Raw genomic sequence first — 15,920 nt, 5'->3', positions numbered from 1 at the left:
GATGACCGAACCTAAACCCCCGAGCGATCCAAGTTGGTTTGAGAAGCCACGGAACATCAATTTGATGATTGGTGTACTGGTGCTCGTGTGCGTCGCGCTTGTGCTGGCCGATTTGTTTTACGAGAACCCTCATCCGCACTTTCCCAAGTGGGAGAACGTGTTGGGGTTTCAAGCTTGGTTTGGATTCATTGCCTTTGTGATCATCGTCTTTTTGGGGCGTTTGCTGCGTGTGATCGTTCGTCGACCGGAGGATTATTATGATCGATAACATTCCGCCTGGTCTGATCATGATCCTCGGCGCGTTGCTGTTGCCATTCTTAGCGCACCGAGCGCAAGCCATCGGCGTGTTGGTGCTGTCGTTGATCAGCATGGTTGTGTTTTGGTTCACTCCTGAGTCGACATTCGGGCAAATCGAACTGTTTGGGATGACGCTAGAGGCGATTCGTATCGACCGGCTCAGTCGATTGTTTGGAATCGTCTTTCACATCGCCGCCATCGTTTCGGCGATCTACGCACTGCACGTTCGCGATACTCGGCAGCATGTTGCTGGGATTGTCTATGCCGGTGCCGCAATCGGAGCCTGTTGCGCGGGCGATCTGATGACGCTGTTCGTGTATTGGGAATTGACGGCGCTTTCGAGTGTATTTTTGGTGTGGGCCAGCGATAATGCCCAGGCCTACAAAGCCGGAATGCGTTACTTGATTATCCAAGTCGCGTCAGGGGTACTGTTGCTTTCCGGTGCGATCATGCGATTCGTGGAAACGGGGTCGCTCGAGTTCACTTCCTTGGTCACCGAGGGGGAACCGCTCAGCGCGTCGGCGTTTTTGATTCTGTTTGCGTTCGGAATCAAATGTGCGTTCCCGCTGCTGCACAATTGGTTGCAAGACTCGTACCCGCAAGCCACGGTCTCGGGGACCGTGTTTCTAAGTGCGTTCACGACCAAATTGGCGGTCTATTCGCTGATCCGCGGTTTCGCAGGGTTTGAGCCGCTGATTTGGATCGGCTGTGCAATGACGTTGTTCCCGATCGTCTTTGCTGTGATCGAAAACGATCTTCGACGCGTGTTGGCCTACAGTCTGAACAACCAACTCGGGTTCATGGTGGTGGGGATCGGAATCGGGACGGAGCTTGCCATCAATGGCACCGTGGCTCACGCGTTCTGCCACATCATCTACAAATCGCTGCTGTTTATGTCGATGGGGGCCGTTTTGTTTCGTGTCGGCACCGTCAAAGCGACCGAGCTAGGCGGGCTGCACAAATCGATGCCGTTAACCACAATCTTCTGCATCATCGGTGCCGGAGCGATTTCGGGATTCCCGCTGCTCAGCGGATTCATCAGCAAATCGATGATCATCAGTGCCGCCGCCGAAGAGCATCAATTCTGGGTCTGGTTCGTCCTGTTGATCGCGTCGGCCGGGGTGATGGAACATTCGGGAATCAAGATTCCGTTCTTTGCCTTCTTTGCCCACGATTCAGGAAAGCGAGTCAAGGAAGCTCCGGCGAATATGTTAGTCGCGATGGCAATCGCGGCCTTCCTGTGCATCGCACTTGGTGTCGCCTATCCGGTGCTGTACCGCATGCTACCGCACCCCGAGATCGACTATCACCCGTACACGGTGACGCATGTCGTCACGCAGTTGCAATTGTTGATGTTTGCCGCGTTGGCGTTTGTCTTTTTGATGAAGTCAGGGCTGTACCCTGCCGAACAGCGAGCCACCAATCTTGATACTGATTGGGTTTATCGGCGAGCGGTTCCCGCGGTTATCTCGGCGACCCGGTCGATTGGACGGGTCCTGGATCGATCGCTGCGAGACGATGGGCTGGTGATTTTGAAAGGATTCCTTTCCACCGCAAATCGTAATTTCAACGACAAAGGGGTTCTTGGCGGCACATGGTCAACGAGCACGATGACATTCTGGGCCACCATCCTACTGGCGATCTGCTTGGTGCTGTATTACCTGTAGCAATGCAGGTTCGTGCTTCTTCTAGGCTCAAAATGAGGTGTGCCCGTAGCGGAAGTCGTCAAGACTTTCGGACCGCGGCAGATCCAGCAAGACCCGTTGGCGGCTTGCTGATTTACTGAGCCGCGACGCGTCAGCGGCCAGGTCCCGCGCGATACCCGGCCTCACGGCTCATCGTTGCGATTTGCATTTGGATTGAATCAACAAGCCATTGACGATTCCCGCCATCCTAAAATGAAGCTGTCACGCATCGCACGGGTCGAAACGGCATTGAGGTGGGGACGCGATGATTCCCGCCTGCCTCGCTAGTTTTCGTGCTTCGGAAGGTCGAACATCGTTGCAGTCCACACCAGATTGCCCGATTTCAGCTTGACCGACGGTGGATCAATCTCAAGCACCTCCAATCCGTAGTGAGATTGGCCGGCCGCGAGCGTGACGGTCGAATCTTTGGTGCGCAGGATGACTTTGGGGACGTCCAGCTGGGCAAACCCGAGAACCTCGAGCTGGGTTGCCTTCGAAACTTGTGATTTCCGATTGACGACAGCTGCCGGTTGGTCGTTGGGAAATTGGAACGGATCGGTTCGCTCTTCGTATTTCGGGCGAAATCGGACTTCCGAGACCATGGGTGGGGGGGATTGTTCGATCTCGGTTCCGCCAGCAGCATTTCTTGCCGCGCGCAGCGATTCACTCCACTGTTCAATTTGCTGGGGTTCGACCGAGCATCCGCAAAGTGCAAGAAAGCAGGCAACACAGAGGGCGGGCTGAGAGTGACGGGGGATCATCGAGAGAACCAAACAATCGGGCTACGAAACACGAATCGGACCAAAAAAATTTAGCTCTCCGTTCACTGCCATTCGTGATCTAGTTCCAAGTTCATCGGTATAAAGGGTTCGGTTATTCCCTTTGTGGCGATTTAAAGGGTTGGTGCAGTGAACCCATGTTTGCGATTCGGTTTTCGGACATCAGAATGTCTCGGCTGACGGCGTAACCGCCGAAACCAAGCAAACCCATTCTGGTTTCCGATCGTAACGAAGCTAGCGGTTGTAAATACATTGACCGCGACACTTCGTTCCGGCTACTCGCAACCCCATGGGTGTGATCCGTCGGTCGATCTACACTATGACCATTCCTGGCAGTCGGTGGGACCGATTTATTCCGCTCCCCCGCCGCGACTGCACCCAATGCTGCACGACTTTCAACCCACGATCCATCCATGGCTCTGATCATTCTGCGATGTGTTTTCCTGCTCTGTGCCGGAGGCGTGTCTGCAATCATTAACACCTCGCTTTCAAGCGATACCTCGACATCCGTTCCATGGCTGATATTTGCTGGCATTATGACGCTGGCCACGGTCGTGGTGGTTGGGGATATTTACGCGCCACGTAAGCGAATCGACACGATTTCGGCGGTGTACTTTGGCGTCCTAATCGGCGTGTTGCTGACCTATATCTTATGGATCGCGATCGCCCCGCTGATGGACCAATCGTTTAATGGTCGCGGGTTGCAATTAGTGATCGGGTTGTTGATGTGCTACATCTGTACGAGCGTGCTGCTGCAAACCAAAGACGATTTCCGTTTTCTGATTCCGTATGTCGAATTTGTTCGCGAGGTCAAAGGCTTCAAGCCGTTGGTGTTGGACACCAGCGTGGTAATCGACGGGCGGATTGCGGATTTGGTTGGCACCGGCGTCTTTGACAACCAATTGATCATGCCGCGATTCGCATTGACGGAACTGCAGGCGATTGCCGACAGCAGCGACAAACTTCGCCGTACTCGCGGTCGACGTGGCCTCGATGTGCTCAATCGAATGCGTGCGGACGAGAACGTTGATCTGATGATCTTTGATCGCGAGCTACCGGAACTCGCGGGGCAAACGGTTGATTTAAAACTTGTTTTGTTGGCAAAACATCTTGATGGCAAAGTGGTCACCGGTGACTTCAATCTGAACAAGGTGGCAAAGCTTCACAACGTTCCGGTCATCAATTTGAATGAGATCAGTAATTCGCTTCGTCCGGTCTTTTTGCCCGATGAAACCTTTCGCATCAAAGTCATCAAGGCGGGCGAAGGTCCCGAGCAAGGGATCGGATATCTGGATGATGGCACGATGGTGGTCATCGAGGGAGCTCGACATAAGATCGGCCAAGACTTGGATGTTCGCGTCACCAGCACGCTGCAAACCAATGCGGGCAAAATGATTTTTGCCAAGGTCGAGAGTCGCTAAACGAGGTCGTCTTATGCCCGACCTATGGTATCGTACCGCACTGTTGACCTCCATTCCCTTGGTCTGGTGTGGCATTTGCCTGGTGCTCAGTTGGTCCAGTGGTTGGTGGGTATTGTCGCAGCGGTACGCTGCAAAACCGGGCGACGGTTTTGGCGACGATTCAAACCGAGCCTACATGCGGACCGGTCGGATCGGAGCGATCCAGTACCATTCGACACTGAACTTTGTCGCCGATACACACGGACTTCGGATCTCGGTGTTTTTGCCATTTCGGCTGGGGCATCCGCCTCTGTTTGTTCCGTGGAGCGAATTTGACAAGGTCCGCTTGGACGACAAGTTGTTTTCGCAGCGGATCAAAATGTCGATCGGCCGTCCCGCGATCACGCGTGTGGTCTTCCCCGGTTGGGTCAAGTTTCACATGCCGATCGAATATCGTCCGAGTGCCTAAAAGTGCCAAGGTCGCTATAACGCACGTCGCCAAAGAATCCTCGAAATCCGATTGACTTGGAATTGACCAAACTGGTAATTCAACTGTCATGTGGACCCTTTTTCCGAAACGACGTTCAATTGCGGCTTGTTTGTTGACCCTGATGGCCGGCAATCAATTTGCTAGCAGTGATGAACCCTTTGACCCGATGGCGACGCCATCGCCGGTGCTGCGGATCGTCAATGCGCGGACCAACTTCCAAACCGAAGGCGTCCCTACGGCCAATCCGGTCGAGCCCGCCGTCGAGGGAAAGCGGGCGGATCCGCAGAGGCCAGTCGAGCTGGGTTCCGCCGAGGTCGATCATGCCAAAATCAGCTCCCATCCAATTACGAACATTGAAGCAAACAATCCGGGATCGCCCGTTGCTGATGAGTCGCAGCCTTGTGTGTTGCTGAACAACGGCAACGTGTTATGGGGCACAGTGACCCAGCTCGGGCAATGGATCATGGTCAGCCGCGACGGTGTCTCTGAAGTTCAGCTTTCCCGCAAAGACGTGGCTTGTTGGGGGAATTCGATTCGAGATTTGTACCAATATCGGATCGATCGACGCGGTGTGGGATCGCTTGCATCACGACTAGAGGATGCTCGTTGGTGCTTGCGTTACGACTTGTACGATTTAGCGGCCAAGGAACTCGTCGATATTTACTCGATCGCGCCGGACCACCCCGAAGCCAAGCGGATTGAACAGCGATTGCGGAGCACTGCGTTGGCGGCGGACATGGACGACGTCCAGCCGAGTGAACCGGTTGCCGATGACACCCCGAGCGACCCTGCCAAAGCATGGATCCCCGCGGCGCTGGAGTCGTCGGATCGTGTGCGTGATTTTGCACGCTTTGTTCAACCGTTGATGATCAACCGTTGTGCTCGATGTCATTCGCATGATTCGGAGCGAAAATGGCAGCTGATGACACCGTCGATCGGATCACGGCCGTCGGCGCGAATGACGCACGATAATTTGAAAGCGGCGTTTCAGTTTCTAGACATGCAATCACCTTTGACCAGTGAGATGTTGGTCAAGGCACAAACGCCGCATGGCGACGAGCCACGTGGAGTGGACCCTCGACGTCAAACGACCGCAGCGACTATCCAAAAATGGGTCGAATCGGTGCACGCTAACGTGTCACCGGCGAAAACGGTGCCGACGCATGTGCCACCGCTGGGACAGTTCTTCGCACCCGATGAGGCGATTCCCATGCCGGCGATCGCAGAGCCGTCCGAACCCGAGACTCCGGTAAGTAAGCCTGTCACTTCGGCACGCCCTGCTCGCTTGCCCGACATCGGCAACCCGTTTGATCCCGAGTTGTTCAATCGCCGATTCGCCACCGGCGAGTAGAGCCATTCGCAGCACGACGCGAGCTCAATGACAATCGCAGAGCATCACGGCAAGTCCCATGCTTAGCGAAAGCGGATGAGGGCGTACTTGCGTTTGCCACGCCGCAGCACCGTGACCGTCTCGCTGGCAAGATCCTCTTCGCTGAGTCGATGGTTCATATCCCCGACGCGGCGATTGTTTAAATAGATGCTGCCTTCTTTGATCGCACGTCGCGCGTCACTGCTGCTGGTCGTCAATCCTGACGCCTGCAGTGCTTCGACGATCCACCAACCTTCGCCACTTAAAACACTTCGCTCGGCTTCGGTGCTGGGGACGTCGGCAAAGATTTGGCTGAGCTGGGCATCGGACGCTTTTTCGATTTCACCGCCAAACAAAATCTTTGTCGCACGTTCGGCGGACTCGAGTCCTTGTTCGCCGTGAACCAGTTCGGTCATCCAAGTGGCAAGTCGTTTTTGTGCGACACGCTTGCCCGCGTCGGCTTCGGTTTGCGCCGCGAGCTCGTCGTACTCTTCCCGTTCGATCTCGGTCAAGTAAGCGATACACCGCATCACGTCGGCGTCTTCGACATTGACCCAGTACTGAAAGAACTCGTAGGGGCTGGTCCGCTCAGGATCCAACCAGATCGCTCCCTTTTCAGTCTTGCCCATCTTGCGACCATCGCTGGTCGTCAGCAGCGGTGCAGTCAAGCCAAACAGTTGCTGTCCGAGCATGCGGCGACCCAAGTCGATGCCGGCGGTAATATTACCCCACTGGTCGCTGCCGCCCGCTTGGATCTTGCAGCCGTGTTCGCGACTGAGCTGGACGAAGTCATAGGCTTGCAACAGCATGTAGCTGAACTCGGTGTAGCTCAGCCCTGCTTCGCTTTCGAGTCGCGAGCGGACTGATTCTTTGCCCATCATCGCACCGACAGGAAAATTCTTGCCGACGTCTCGCAGGAATTCGAGGTACGAGTAGGACTTCATCCATTCGAAGTTATTCAGCAGCAGTGCACCTTGATCGCCATTGAAATCAAGGAACTGTTTCATCTGTTCCGCCACGCCGTCGACGTTCGCTTGCAGTTGTTCGGCGGTCAGCAAGTTGCGTTCTTCGCTCTTGCCGCTGGGGTCGCCAATCATCCCGGTCGCCCCGCCCACCAATGCGATCGGTCGATGTCCGGCGCGTTGGAATCGACGCAGCATCATCACCTGCATCAGATGTCCAACATGCAGGCTAGACGCAGTGGGATCAAAACCGATGTAGATCGTTTGCGGGCCGGATTGCAGTAGTTTGCCTAGTTCGGCTTCATCGGTCGTTTGATGGATCAGGCCACGCCAGCGAAGTTCTTCGATTAAGTTCGTTGCAGTCATAATGAGTTCGAGCGAGTAAGGTATTTCAGCGGGCCAAAATGGCTTCGGCAATCCGGAGGTCTTCGGGATGAGTGATTTTGATGTTGTCGGCTGATCCGTGCACCAGCGCCACCGGGTGTCCGATCCGCTCGACCAATTGAGCGTCGTCGGTCGCGGGGCGTCCGCGATGTCGATCATAGGCGCGGCGAAGCACGTCGACGCGAAAGACTTGAGGCGTCAAAGCGCTATAAAGTTCACTGCGATCGACAGTCAGTGACGCGTTGCCGTCGCCGAGTGCACGTTTCAAGGTGGCTGTGATGGGGGCGGCCAGGATCGCGGCTCCGGTCTCGGCGGCCTTGGCAAACACGGCGGCTAGATCGGCATCGCGAACCAGTGGGCGAGCCGCATCGTGGATCGCGATCATTTCGATCGATGGGTCCTCGGCGACGGCATCCAAGCCGGCCCGAACGCTGTCGCTACGCTGGTCACCACCCCGCACCAATTCGATTCGCAGTTCGTTGACAAGCTCGGCGAACGGGCCGCGAAAATCGGCTTCGTCCTGTTCCGAGATCGCCATCACAATGCGGCCCACTTCGGGGCGAGCTGCTAATCGCGACGCGGCATGAAACCAAATCGGTTTACCGCACAGCGTCGCGAAAAGTTTATTGCGATCGCGACCAAACCGCTGGCCGCTGCCGGCCGCAGGCAACACGGCGGCGATGCAGCCGGTCGTCAGTTTGGTTTGGTCAGGATCGTTCATGCGATTAGCGTCGTGCGGCTTCGTGCTTCAGCGGCAACCAAGCCGAGTTCTGCGAGTTGCTTTCGACACATTGTTGAATGAAGTACATGCCTTCGACGCCATCGAAAACGTTTGGATACACCGTGTCACGTTTCTCGACGGGGCCGCCTTCGGCACGTTTGGCAATTGCATCGAACACGGCTGCGTAGATATTGGCAAACGCTTCGAAGAACGCTTCGGGGTGACCCGCGGGCAAGCGACACGCCGCCGCACCAGCCGCATTGGTGTGCGGTGCGTTGGGGTCGCGGGTATAGATTTGATGCGGGCTGCCGTTGCGGCGAACGATCATCTCGTTGGGATTTTCTTGGCGCCATCGCAACGAGCCTTTGGTGCCATCGATTTCGATTTCAAAATCGTTTTCGCGGCCGTGGCTGATTTGCGATGCCGTGACGGTTCCGAGTCCACCGTTTTCGTAGCGGATGACCGCGGTGCCGTAGTCGTCCAAGCGTCGGCCTTCGACAAACGATTTTAGCGAACAGCTGACCGAATCGGGCAACAGTCCGGTCATGTAGCGACCGAGGTTGTAGGCGTGCGTTGCGATGTCGCCAAAGGCACCCGCCGCACCGCTCTTGCTGGGGTCGGTTCGCCAGGCGGCTTGTTTTTGGTCTTCGGCTTCCAGCGAAGTACGGAGCCAGCCTTGGATGTATTGCGAACGAATCGCGTTGATCTCGCCCAATTCGCCACCCAAGATCATCTCACGAGCTTGGCGGATTAGCGGATAACCGGTGTAGTTGTGCGTGACGGCAAACACCGCGTCGCTGTTTTTGACCGTTTCTAGCAGCGTTTCAGCCTGAGCGAGGTCAAATGTCATCGGTTTGTCGCAAACGACATTAAATCCGGCATCGACCGCCGCTTTGGCGATATCAAAGTGGGTGTGGTTAGGGGTGGTGACGCTGACGAAATCGATGCGTTCGTCTTCGGGCAGCTTCAATTCCGCCTCGAACATCTCTTGGTAACTGCCGTACGCACGTGCCGGATCGATATCGTAATCGGGGGCGGATGCCTTGCTGCGCTCGGGGTTGCTCGAAAGGGCGCCGGCGGTGACCACGGCGCGATTGTCCAAGCAGGCGGCGATCGAGTGTACTCGTCCGATAAATGACCCCTGGCCGCCCCCGACAAGCCCCATGCGAAGTTTGCGATTCAGTGGAGAATTAATGCCCATGGTTGTTTGTCCTTGAATTAGCGGGGTGGGGAAGCATTTTCAGTTGATCGTGCTGACGCCCGATACTGTAAACTAGACGCGGGTCAGAAGAAGTCGGGCCAGAAGAATCTGTTCCGAATCTCGCTAAGAAGGCAATCGTAAAGTCGATCGCCAGCGCGTACAATTCCCTGGAACTCACCAAATCTCGTCCAATGCCACCTCGCTGGAGCAAAAACACAATGTCCGATCACAACGCGAGCATTGACTTTTCCGAATCAAACGCGACCGACTGTTCGTTGCCGGTTCATGCCACCCAAACGGGGCGTTGCTGTAGTGGCAAAGGCTATTTGGGCATGCTTTTGTTGGCGGTTTCGCTCGTTGGCGTGTCCGTAGTTGCCTATTTTGCAGGGAAATCATCGTCGCAGCCCCAGGTGATGTTTCCGAAAATCGACGCCACGTCGTCGGTGTACAGTGAAAAGTTTTCGATGGCGACCGGCCCGGTCAGCGAGGATGCGGAGGGGTTGTTTGTGTTGGACCACAATTCGGGGCTGCTGCAATGCACCGTGATTTACCCACGTGTCGGCCGATTTATGGCTAGTTTTACGATCAATGTCGCCGATGCCCTGTCCAGTGGTGGCAAAGGCGGTTCGTACATGATGGTCACCGGGATGGCCGATTTTCCGCGAGCGAGCAATCGGCCGGCGGCCCCATCGGTCGTGTATGTGTTGGACACAGCGACGGGCAACTATGCCTGTTACGGCATTCCGTTTAATCGCCAATTGGTCAACGCTAACCAACCGCAGGTCGCTCCGATGGTGCTGATCGCGACCGGATCGGCTAACCCACTCGTCGATCGAGATGCCCTTCGTTAAAAAAGGCTTCAAACCTTTCTCGTTTCCGTCTCGAATCGACGCTTCGGGACCTCAATCGGATAAAAACGGATCGCAAGCCGCAGTGGCCATGGGATCCGTTTTTAATTTCTAGCATTACCTTGATCAAACGGAATGAATGTGAGCCACGGACTTAATCCGGCTCAGGCTGCCGCGGTGGAAACGTTGTCTGGGCCCATGCTGGTGTTGGCGGGTGCTGGGACCGGTAAGACTCGCGTGGTGACGTTCCGAATCGCCAATTTGATTCGCAATGGGACGCCACCGGATCGCATTCTTGCGATGACGTTCACCAACAAAGCTGCGGGCGAGATGCAGGAACGGATCAGCGAGCTGATCGGTACCAAGAAGAAACGCAAACCTCGCAAAGGCGAACCGCAAGAGCCGAAGCCGACGATCAGTACGTTTCATTCGCTGTGTGTGCGGATCTTGCGGCGGCACGCCCGAGCGCTTGGTTATCCCGACAAGTTTTCGATCTACGACCGCAGCGATCAAGAGTCGATTGCGCGGAACATCCTGCGTGAATTGCGTTTGTCCGGCACTGCGCTGAAACCAGGCGACATGTTGTCGATCATCGGGGGCTGGAAAAACCAATCGATTCATCCCGAGCAGGCGATGTCGATCGCTTCGAACGACAAAGAGCATTTTGCGGCCTCGGGGTATCGTCGCTACCAGAACGCGCTGCGGGCGCGAGGTGCGATGGATTTTGACGATCTGTTGCTGCAAACCGAAACACTGTTTCTCGAGCATGAGGCGATTCGCCAAGAGGAAGCATCAAAATTCGATCATGTGCTGGTCGACGAATACCAGGACACCAACGGCAGCCAGTACCGGATCACGCGGGCGCTGACACAGGAGCACCGCAATTTCTGTGTCGTGGGTGACGATGATCAATCGATCTATGCATGGCGAGGTGCGGATGTTACGCACATTTTGAACTTCACCAAAGATTGGCCCGATGCAAAGGTGGTTTGTCTGGAAGACAATTACCGCAGTACCGGGGCGATTTTGGGGATGGCCAACACGCTGATCCAATACAACACCGTCCGGCACGATAAGGTCTTGGTCCCCAGTCGGCCCGACGGTCGCCGGCCACGGATCTTGCAGCACAAAGATGAGACAGCGGAAGCCGAGATGGTGGTTCGTGAGATCAAAAATCTGATCGACAACCAACACGTCCAACCGCGGGACATCGCAATCCTGTTTCGCACCAACGAGCAGCCGCGATTGTTTGAAACCGAGCTCCGCAAGCACGACGTTCCTTATGTGATGATGGGGAGCCAATCGTTTTTCGATCGACGTGAAATTCGTGACTTGATCGCCTATTTGAAATGGATCGAACAGCCCGATGACGAGATCTCGCTGCTGCGTGTGATCAACACGCCCGCGCGGGGGCTGAGCAACAAGACGGTTCAATTGTTGGTCAAACGTGCGGTCGAACGTGGCGTGCCGGTGTGGCAAGTGATGCAGGATAATGCTGCGGTTCAAGACTTGTCGCCGAGCGCCCGGCGTGGGATCACCGAGTTGGCTCAGATGGCCGAAGACGTTCGCCTGCGAGCCAAGAATGATTCACTTACCGATGCCGTGCGTACGCTGCTCGAGCGAACGGCGTATGCCGACGAGATCACTCGGCTGTACGAAAACCCCGAAGAACGCGATGCGCGGATGGCATCGATTGGCGATTTGACCAATGCGATCGCCGCCTTTGAAGACAAGACCGAAGATGCGGATTTAACCGGGTTCCTCGCTGAAACGGCACTCGCCGGACGCGAGATGGGGAACGAAAAGGATAAGATGGCGCTGAAGAATTCGGTTTGGCTGCTGACGCTGCATGCCGCCAAGGGGCTGGAATTTCCAGTCGTCTTTATGGTGGGTTTGGAAGAAGGGATTCTGCCGCATAGCCGCAGTGTGAAGAGCGGTCGCGAGGAAGACATCGCCGAAGAACGTCGTTTGTGTTACGTCGGAATCACGCGAGCCCAAGAGACATTGACGCTGTCGATGGCGCTGACTCGCCGTAAATGGGGTAAGCCGCGTCCGACGATCCCCAGCCAATTTCTATATGAGATTACAGGCAAGGCGGCGAACCCCAACAAGTATCGAAAACCTCGCCCCGTTTCGTCATTGCGGTAAACTAAGGCAGCAAGGTTTTTTTCGTAGCGAAACTCACCAAGAGTGTGGGATAGGCTTCCAGCCTGTCATCGCGAAATGCAATTGGTGTAGCGAAACTCGCGAAGAGTTTCGGCCGGGAAACTGAGGTGTAAGAAGGGCTTCCAGCCTAACATAGGATGCTGATGACAGGCTGGAAGCCAATTCCACATGGCAAAAAAAAAGGCCCGAAGCGTGATGCTTCGAGCCCTTTTGTTTGTTCAGCAGTCTGCGGGTGATTTAGCCTGAGATCTTTGCGACGAGGTCGAGAACCTTGTTCGAGTAACCCCATTCGTTGTCGTACCACGATACAACCTTGACGAAGGTCTTATCGAGTTGGATGCCAGCGTCGGCGTCGAATACCGAAGTGCGGGTTTCGCCACGGAAGTCGGTGGAAACCACTTTGTCGGTGGTGTAACCGAGGATGCCCTTCATCGGGCCATCGGCGGCGGCTTTCATTGCAGCACAGATGTCTTCGTAGGAAGCTTCCTTCTCGAGTTCGACGGTCAGGTCGACTACCGAAACGTCCGAGGTAGGCACGCGGAAGGCCATTCCGGTCAACTTGCCGTTCAGCTCAGGAATCACCTTACCAACAGCCTTGGCAGCACCAGTGCTCGAAGGAATGATGTTTTCCAAAATACCACGACCACCACGCCAATCTTTGGCCGAAGGTCCGTCGACGGTTTTTTGGGTTGCGGTTGCTGCGTGAACGGTGGTCATCAGACCGCGTTTGATCCCGAAGCTGTCGTTGAGCACCTTGGCGATCGGAGCCAAGCAGTTGGTGGTGCACGAAGCGTTCGAAACAAATTGTTCGCCGTCGTAGGTGTCGTCGTTGACGCCCATGACGAACATCTTGGTGTCGTCTTTGGACGGAGCCGACATGACAACTTTCTTAGCACCGGCTTCGATGTGGCCTTTGGCCGACTCGGAGGTCAAGAAGATACCGGTCGATTCGACAACCACGTCGGCGTTGACTTCGCCCCACTTCAAGTTCGCGGGATTGGTTTCGGCGGTGATGCGGATCTTTTTGCCGTTAACGACAAGCATTCCGTTTTCGGTCGAGACTTCGCCTTCGAATGGGCCATGGACCGAGTCGTACTTCAGCATGTATGCCAAGTAATCAACATCGAGAAGGTCGTTGATGCCGACGACTTCGATATCATCGCGAGTCACCGAGGCACGAAAAACCATACGTCCGATTCGGCCGAAGCCGTTAATTCCAACTCGTATTGCCACTGTCCTATTTCTCCTCAAGTTGATGGAGCCGAACCAGGATCACTGGCTGGCGTCGAATAAACCGTCTGATACGGTAAGCTAACTATTACTCGAGCAATCGATGCTCGAAACACTTCGTGGTTCAGTGGCAAAACAAAAGCCACTTGCAATCACGATCACGCCGCGAATTATAGGAACTCGGTAGCGTTTTGAACCAGCCCCCGAAAACCACTCGACCACCCGATTGGCGTCGTCCGATCGGCGTTTCCTCCGGAACGTGGAGTTACGTGAACGAGCGGGCGATTGCGGACCATTACGATTCGTTTGTGGCAGAAACTCCACTTTGCGATCTGGACCAAGCAATTCTGAAAGATGTCTTTCCTGGGACTTTTTCGGATGATTCTCGCCAAAGCATGACTTCGATTGTCGATTTAGGCTGTGGAAGCGGGCGGGCAGCATTGGCTCTTGCTCAGCGTGGCTATCGCGTCATCGGGGTCGATCTGAGCCAACGGATGCTCGAAGTAATGATGGCAAAGGCGACGCAGCTGCAATTGCAGGGGCAGATCCATGCAGTCCGTGCCAACTTGGTCCAGCTGGAGGGGTTTGCCGATCAGTCGATCGATGGTGCGGTTTGTCTGTTCAGCACGCTGGGGATGATCCAAGGACGCAGGAACCGCCGGCAGATGCTTCGTCATGTCGCACGCATTGTTCGCCCCCAAGGTCGGTTGGTGCTGCATGTCCACAATCGCTGGTCTGCCCTGGCGGAACCCGGCGGGTGGCGATCGCTGGCTCGGTCGTGGATCAAGTCGCGATGGCAATCCGATCACGAGTTTGGCGACAGCATTTACCAATACCGCGGACTCGAAAAGATGTTCATGCATCGATTCTCCAAACGCGAATTGATTGCCGATCTGCAGGCTAGCCAGTGGAAGGTTGCCGAGTTTCATTCACTGTCGATCGACGGAGCCTCGGTCGTCTCGGGATCCGGCCGTCGCGTGGGTGGGTTTATCGTCGTCGCGGAAAATTGCAGTACCACCCCATAAGCCGCCGGCGATAAGGCCTCGGGTATCCGCCGCGCAAAACCAGCCGGCGAGATGCGCGGCTCTAGAGCGATTAAATCCTTAATGGAGGCGACGTCGCGTTCGTGGTGGTCCACGTTCTGGCGAATGTAGCTACCCTTTGTTTCCTACGTCACCGCATCAAACCGGTCGACCACCGGCGCGCGATTGGCCAGATGTTTGCGTAGCGAGCCACGGGTCATCATCGAATCCATGTCGAGGCATCCGACGAGGCTGCCATCGGAATTGACCACGGGAATTCGCCGGTATTGGCCTCCGCTGCGAAGGATCGCACTTTCAAGTGTTTCGTATTCGCGGGCAAACGGAGCGTTGTGATCCGCAATCTCACCAACGGTCGCGAAAGAGTATTTATCGGACTCGATCGCAGCCAGTAGGTCTTTAAGCCGCAGGATGCCAATCACGATATCGCCCTGCGCTGTGATCGGCAGGCTTGTCGTGTCGATCGATTGCCAGCGATGCGCCGCTTCATCAAGCGTTGCGTCCATCGGGATCGATTGGTGCGAGTGGGTCATGACATTCGAAACGCTCAAACCACGCACCGATTCCATCATCTCGACTTGGCGAGCTTCGGAGATACCGGCATAGGCGATGAACATTGCCACCAACACCGGCCCTGGTGCCTGGGCATACACGCCTGCGATCGCCATTAACGCGGCACAGCCGATCCCGATGCGTGAGGCGAGAAAGGTGGCGCGGCGATAGTGAGTCACCATCGCTAGCAAACTTCGCAACACGCGACCGCCATCCATCGGAAATGCTGGAATCATGTTGAACACGACCAGCATGATGTTCACCGCTAACAGGATCACGCAGAACGCCAGGAACGAGGGCTCGGCGGACGCTTCCATTTCGGCCAACTCGCCATTCGCTTGGGCCGTTGCCACCGTTTCCACGGGACCCACGAACGCATGAAGAATCTCGATCAAGATTTCAACGCCGCCGAACAGGTAAAACCCGGCTAATAACAGCGACGCGATCACGACATTGACGGCCGGTCCGGCGACCGCCACCACCAATTCTTGCCACGCAATACGAGGCATCCGCTGCAATCGAGCGACCCCGCCAATCGGCAGCAGCGTGATGTCGACCGTGGGAATTCCAAATTGGCGAGCCGCCAAAGCGTGCCCGTATTCGTGTAGGGTCACGCAGAAAAAGACGGCAAATAATTGTGCCATTCCAAATGCAATGCCCAACAAACCCTGGGATTGAGTTTCGTAGGCAACGTAGGCGACCAACAGCCCAAACGTCCAATGCACGTAGACCCCAATGCCGAGGAATCGGCCTAGTTTTAGTCGGCGCTCTAACACATTGGCTCCGTTACAACGAA

At 55.7% G+C, this 15,920-nt stretch carries 14 protein-coding genes; 8 read left to right on the top strand and 6 right to left on the bottom strand.

Features of this window, described 5'->3' with window-relative positions; genetic code table 11:
* The first annotated feature begins 1 nt into the window (after window position 1).
* On the top strand, window positions 2-268 hold the full coding sequence (locus ABEA92_RS12590) for a hypothetical protein (protein ID WP_345684184.1): 267 nt from the start codon (window positions 2-4) through the stop codon (window positions 266-268).
* Entirely contained in the window at window positions 258-1,964 is a 1,707-nt protein-coding gene (locus ABEA92_RS12585) for a Na(+)/H(+) antiporter subunit D (RefSeq protein WP_425572426.1), read from the top strand. Before ABEA92_RS12590 ends, ABEA92_RS12585 begins: the two co-directional genes overlap by 11 nt.
* A gap of 302 nt (window positions 1,965-2,266) precedes the next feature.
* Here ABEA92_RS12585 and ABEA92_RS12580 read toward each other — a convergent pair whose 3' ends face one another.
* Window positions 2,267-2,743 (bottom strand): hypothetical protein, encoded by a 477-nt coding sequence (locus ABEA92_RS12580; RefSeq protein ID WP_345684183.1) that lies wholly within the window; start codon window positions 2,741-2,743, stop codon window positions 2,267-2,269.
* A 431-nt stretch (window positions 2,744-3,174) separates the two neighbouring features.
* Between ABEA92_RS12580 and ABEA92_RS12575 the strand changes: the two genes are divergently transcribed.
* The 3 genes from ABEA92_RS12575 (at window position 3,175) to ABEA92_RS12565 (ending at window position 6,002) form a co-directional block, all read left to right on the top strand.
* Window positions 3,175-4,182: a PIN/TRAM domain-containing protein gene (locus tag ABEA92_RS12575; protein ID WP_345684182.1), complete on the top strand. Its 1,008-nt coding sequence runs from the start codon at window positions 3,175-3,177 to the stop codon at window positions 4,180-4,182.
* Window positions 4,183-4,195: 13 nt separating this feature from the next.
* Complete coding sequence (locus tag ABEA92_RS12570) at window positions 4,196-4,630, top strand: hypothetical protein (protein ID WP_345684181.1); 435 nt, start codon at window positions 4,196-4,198, stop codon at window positions 4,628-4,630.
* Between the two features lie 88 nt (window positions 4,631-4,718).
* The gene (locus ABEA92_RS12565; RefSeq protein ID WP_345684180.1) at window positions 4,719-6,002 is read left to right on the top strand and encodes a hypothetical protein; all 1,284 of its coding nucleotides are present in this window, start codon (window positions 4,719-4,721) and stop codon (window positions 6,000-6,002) included.
* Window positions 6,003-6,064: 62 nt separating this feature from the next.
* Here ABEA92_RS12565 and tyrS read toward each other — a convergent pair whose 3' ends face one another.
* The 3 genes from tyrS to ABEA92_RS12550 are packed head-to-tail and all read right to left on the bottom strand — an operon-like array spanning window position 6,065 to window position 9,288.
* Entirely contained in the window at window positions 6,065-7,348 is a 1,284-nt protein-coding gene (gene tyrS / locus ABEA92_RS12560) for a tyrosine--tRNA ligase (RefSeq protein WP_345684179.1), read from the bottom strand.
* Between the two features lie 25 nt (window positions 7,349-7,373).
* A complete protein-coding gene (gene ispD / locus ABEA92_RS12555; RefSeq protein ID WP_345684178.1) occupies window positions 7,374-8,087 on the bottom strand; it encodes a 2-C-methyl-D-erythritol 4-phosphate cytidylyltransferase in 714 nt (237 codons plus the stop codon).
* A gap of 4 nt (window positions 8,088-8,091) precedes the next feature.
* On the bottom strand, window positions 8,092-9,288 hold the full coding sequence (locus tag ABEA92_RS12550; protein ID WP_345684177.1) for a Gfo/Idh/MocA family protein: 1,197 nt from the start codon (window positions 9,286-9,288) through the stop codon (window positions 8,092-8,094).
* A gap of 218 nt (window positions 9,289-9,506) precedes the next feature.
* On the opposite strand from ABEA92_RS12550, the gene ABEA92_RS12545 reads away from it, so the two are divergent.
* Together ABEA92_RS12545 and ABEA92_RS12540 are read left to right on the top strand one after the other, a co-directional pair.
* Window positions 9,507-10,139 (top strand): hypothetical protein, encoded by a 633-nt coding sequence (locus ABEA92_RS12545; RefSeq protein WP_345684176.1) that lies wholly within the window; start codon window positions 9,507-9,509, stop codon window positions 10,137-10,139.
* A gap of 132 nt (window positions 10,140-10,271) precedes the next feature.
* On the top strand, window positions 10,272-12,284 hold the full coding sequence (locus ABEA92_RS12540; protein WP_345684175.1) for an ATP-dependent helicase: 2,013 nt from the start codon (window positions 10,272-10,274) through the stop codon (window positions 12,282-12,284).
* A 255-nt stretch (window positions 12,285-12,539) separates the two neighbouring features.
* Here ABEA92_RS12540 and gap read toward each other — a convergent pair whose 3' ends face one another.
* Window positions 12,540-13,535 carry a type I glyceraldehyde-3-phosphate dehydrogenase gene (gap, locus tag ABEA92_RS12535; protein WP_345684174.1) on the bottom strand — a complete coding sequence of 332 codons (996 nt, stop codon included), beginning with the start codon at window positions 13,533-13,535 and terminating at the stop codon, window positions 12,540-12,542.
* Between the two features lie 188 nt (window positions 13,536-13,723).
* Here gap and ABEA92_RS12530 point away from each other — a divergent pair, with 188 nt between their 5' ends.
* Window positions 13,724-14,557 carry a class I SAM-dependent methyltransferase gene (locus ABEA92_RS12530; protein ID WP_345684173.1) on the top strand — a complete coding sequence of 278 codons (834 nt, stop codon included), beginning with the start codon at window positions 13,724-13,726 and terminating at the stop codon, window positions 14,555-14,557.
* A 143-nt stretch (window positions 14,558-14,700) separates the two neighbouring features.
* On the opposite strand, the gene ABEA92_RS12525 is transcribed toward ABEA92_RS12530, so the two are convergent.
* A complete protein-coding gene (locus tag ABEA92_RS12525; protein ID WP_345684172.1) occupies window positions 14,701-15,900 on the bottom strand; it encodes a site-2 protease family protein in 1,200 nt (399 codons plus the stop codon).
* Between the last annotated feature and the right edge of the window lie 20 nt (window positions 15,901-15,920).

It is taken from the genome of Novipirellula caenicola (genome assembly GCF_039545035.1).
GTDB classification, from domain to species: domain Bacteria; phylum Planctomycetota; class Planctomycetia; order Pirellulales; family Pirellulaceae; genus Novipirellula; species Novipirellula caenicola.
The sequence above is the reverse complement of the archived record's forward strand: the minus strand, read 5'-3'. Positions and strand labels throughout refer to the sequence as shown.

What these genes read in the sequence shown, in the direction of transcription:
- ABEA92_RS12590 (WP_345684184.1), top strand. Translation starts at nt 2, where the DNA reads ATGACCGAACCTAAACCCCCGAGCGATCCAAGTTGGTTTGAGAAGCCA.
- ABEA92_RS12585 (WP_425572426.1), top strand. Translation starts at nt 258, where the DNA reads ATGATCGATAACATTCCGCCTGGTCTGATCATGATCCTCGGCGCGTTG.
- ABEA92_RS12575 (WP_345684182.1), top strand. Translation starts at nt 3,175, where the DNA reads ATGGCTCTGATCATTCTGCGATGTGTTTTCCTGCTCTGTGCCGGAGGC.
- ABEA92_RS12545 (WP_345684176.1), top strand. Translation starts at nt 9,507, where the DNA reads ATGTCCGATCACAACGCGAGCATTGACTTTTCCGAATCAAACGCGACC.
- ABEA92_RS12570 (WP_345684181.1), top strand. Translation starts at nt 4,196, where the DNA reads ATGCCCGACCTATGGTATCGTACCGCACTGTTGACCTCCATTCCCTTG.
- ABEA92_RS12565 (WP_345684180.1), top strand. Translation starts at nt 4,719, where the DNA reads ATGTGGACCCTTTTTCCGAAACGACGTTCAATTGCGGCTTGTTTGTTG.
- ispD (WP_345684178.1), bottom strand. Translation starts at nt 8,087, where the DNA reads ATGAACGATCCTGACCAAACCAAACTGACGACCGGCTGCATCGCCGCC.
- ABEA92_RS12580 (WP_345684183.1), bottom strand. Translation starts at nt 2,743, where the DNA reads ATGATCCCCCGTCACTCTCAGCCCGCCCTCTGTGTTGCCTGCTTTCTT.
- ABEA92_RS12550 (WP_345684177.1), bottom strand. Translation starts at nt 9,288, where the DNA reads ATGGGCATTAATTCTCCACTGAATCGCAAACTTCGCATGGGGCTTGTC.
- ABEA92_RS12540 (WP_345684175.1), top strand. Translation starts at nt 10,272, where the DNA reads ATGAATGTGAGCCACGGACTTAATCCGGCTCAGGCTGCCGCGGTGGAA.
- tyrS (WP_345684179.1), bottom strand. Translation starts at nt 7,348, where the DNA reads ATGACTGCAACGAACTTAATCGAAGAACTTCGCTGGCGTGGCCTGATC.